Raw genomic sequence first — 503 nt, forward strand, 5'->3', positions numbered from 1 at the left:
TGACGCGGACTTCGCCGAGTCGGCCTTCGCCCAGGACCTGGGTCCAGGAGCCTTTGGTGTCGATGTGCGAGCCGGTGGGTAGTTCGACCGTGACGTCGACGGTGCCGGTGCGGCCGACGAAGTAGCGCTGCTTGGGTGTCCTGACGCTCAGGGCGCCGCTCGCGTAGGTGACTTCGGTCTGGTCGGCGGCTCGTACGTCCGCTTCCCGCTTGGGGTCGCGGGGCCGTACCTCGACGACCGTGTCGGGGCGGTCGCCCGCGGCGAACCGGATGGAGCCGGCGGTCACGTGCGCGGTGGCGGAAATCGCTTCGGGAGTGTCGAAAGAAGGCATGGCTCAACCGTCCTCATGAGTCCTTGGACGTCCCCCGTGGGACGTGGAGTAGGTGAAAGGTGATGCGATGCGGTGCAGGCGCTGGCACTGGCACTGGCACTGGCACTGGCGCGGTCAGCGCACCCAGCCCGTGAAGCCCTGTCCGGTGGTGCGGGTCTGCTCCGTCGTACGC

The 503-nt window shown here is 68.6% G+C and carries 1 pseudogene; it reads right to left on the minus strand.

Annotated elements, in window-relative coordinates:
• Positions 1–331 (minus strand): annotated as a pseudogene (locus ACO1BR_RS44210) (DUF4097 family beta strand repeat-containing protein); the annotation flags it as partial.
• Positions 332–503 lie beyond the last annotated feature (172 nt).

It is taken from the genome of Streptomyces sp. YGL11-2 (genome assembly GCF_050054615.1).
Classification (GTDB): Bacteria; Actinomycetota; Actinomycetes; order Streptomycetales; family Streptomycetaceae; genus Streptomyces.